Origin of the sequence: Dietzia sp. E1 (assembly GCF_014145015.1) — a bacterium.
GTDB lineage: Bacteria > Actinomycetota > Actinomycetes > Mycobacteriales > Mycobacteriaceae > Dietzia > Dietzia cinnamea_A.
Genome location: NZ_JAALDU010000478.1, coordinates 1 through 1,726, shown reverse-complemented (window position 1 = coordinate 1,726; position 1,726 = coordinate 1). Strand labels below are relative to the sequence as shown.

At 71.9% G+C, this 1,726-nt stretch carries 1 protein-coding gene and 2 pseudogenes; 1 reads left to right on the top strand and 2 read right to left on the bottom strand.

Annotated features, from left to right (window positions below):
• Window positions 1-247, top strand: a pseudogene (locus tag G6030_RS14245) (thymidine phosphorylase); the annotation flags it as partial.
• Between the two features lie 4 nt (window positions 248-251).
• On the opposite strand, the gene G6030_RS14240 reads toward G6030_RS14245, so the two are convergent.
• Together G6030_RS14240 and G6030_RS14235 are read right to left on the bottom strand one after the other, a co-directional pair.
• Window positions 252-1,472 carry a primosomal protein gene (locus G6030_RS14240; protein ID WP_182643573.1) on the bottom strand — a complete coding sequence of 407 codons (1,221 nt, stop codon included), beginning with the start codon at window positions 1,470-1,472 and terminating at the stop codon, window positions 252-254.
• A gap of 24 nt (window positions 1,473-1,496) precedes the next feature.
• A pseudogene (locus tag G6030_RS14235) lies at window positions 1,497-1,726 on the bottom strand (YbaB/EbfC family DNA-binding protein); the annotation flags it as partial.

Below are 1,726 nucleotides of genomic sequence, written 5' to 3'. Positions count from 1 at the left end.
CGGGCGCGCGTCGTGGCTGTCCGGGGCGGGACGCTCCCGCCCGGGCGAGGCGGTCGACCACGCCGCCGGCGTCCTGCTGCACCGCGTCGAGGGCGAGGTGGTCAGGCCCGGGGACGTGGTGGCCACCGTCCACGCGGGTGATGAGCGACGCCTGCCCGCCGCCGTCGACGAACTCCGGGCCGCCCTGGGGACGGGCCCGGGGCGCGGTCCCGCGGGAGAGGTCGCCGACCGCCTGCGCGGGTGGTGACCCGTCAGGCGATGTCGGGCGTGGTGACGAGCTTCTCGACGTCGTCGACGAGGTCGCGCCACTCGGTGGCCTCGTCGTCGAACGGCGCGGTCGGCTCGAGCAGCTTGGCGTCGTCGGGGTTGAGCACGTAGTGCACGAACCGGCGCAGCGCCGAGCCGCGGCCGGTGACCGACGCCTCGAGCTCGGCGTCGCCGACATAGTTGGCGAGGTCGGTGACGAGTTCCACGGCCAGGCCGAGCTGATCGGGGTCGACCATGTCGGGGCCGACCTCGATGTCGCGGTCGAGCCCTGCCAGGACGTAGGCGTTGTCGTCGGTGACGTGGACGTCGAGGCTGCCGTCGACCGCGGCGAGCTTGACGCGCTCGTACGTGGCCACCCGGCTGAGTGTCGCGTCGTCGTTGTCCGCCAGGAAGCGGGCCAGGCCGCGGGGGCTGGTGAAGACGTAGGCCTGGTCGCCGTCCCCGAGGAACACGGGGCGGTCCCCGAGGTAGCAGCGCAGGCTGAGGTACTCCTGGTCGGAGAACACGATCTTGATGGGGTCGATCCCGACGCTCTCCCACAGGGAGCCCTCGGGGTAGCCGGTGGGTGCGGGCTCGGGTTCCGGCTCCGGCTCGGGGAGCGCAGCCTCGGCGGTCTCGAGGTCGTACCGGGCCCGCTCGACCTCGCCGCGGTCGAGTTCGGGGGTGGTCATGACGTCCTGGATGGCGTCGAGGACGTCGTCCCAACCCTTGGCGACGGTCTTGCGGATGGACTTCCACAGCTTGAGCCCGTCGCGGCCGTAGAACTCGTCCATGCCGTGCGTGACGGACGCAAGGACGGGGTTGCCGTTGAAGAACTTGGTCACGGTGTCGAGTTCGCACACCTCGCCGATCGAGCGGGCGATCGCGAAGGACTGGTCGATCTCGTCGACCGAGGACTCGGTGGGGTTCTCGCCGAGCAGTTCGAGGACGCCGACCAGGTCGTAGCAGTTCTCGTCGGCGGCGCGGAAGTCGAGGACGTCGGACTGCGCGAACTGCTCCCACGAGGGGTGGTCCTGCAGGTCGTGCTCGGCGCCGCTGCGGACCAGGGCCAGGAGTTCGGCCGTCGAGTCGAACGCGTAGAGGTCGTCGCCGAGACCGAGGAACGCCTCCCAGTCGTCGTTGTCCTCGCGCCAGCTGGGTGCCCAGAGGGTCGTGACGTCTCCCTCCGGGAGACCGAGCTCGATCGGGACGATGTCCTTGGCCATGCTGGTCAGCATATCCACGCCCGCTCAGCCGGTGCCACGGCCCGCCCGGGTGGCGTCCGGGTACCGGCGGGCGGCGTCCTCGGCGGCGCGTCTGCGGCCGATCACCGCCAGCGCGACCGAGCCCGACACCAGCTCGGCGCGTCGCGCGTTGGCCTGTTCGACGGCGTCCGCGGTGGCCTCGAGGATCGACGCGGCGACCGTCTCCGAGCCGTGGCGACGCAGGCCGGGCGCCAGGACGAGATCCACCACGGTGC

Coding starts and splice junctions, on each gene's coding strand:
- G6030_RS14240 (WP_182643573.1), bottom strand. CDS start 1,472: ATGGCCAAGGACATCGTCCCGATCGAGCTCGGTCTCCCGGAGGGAGAC.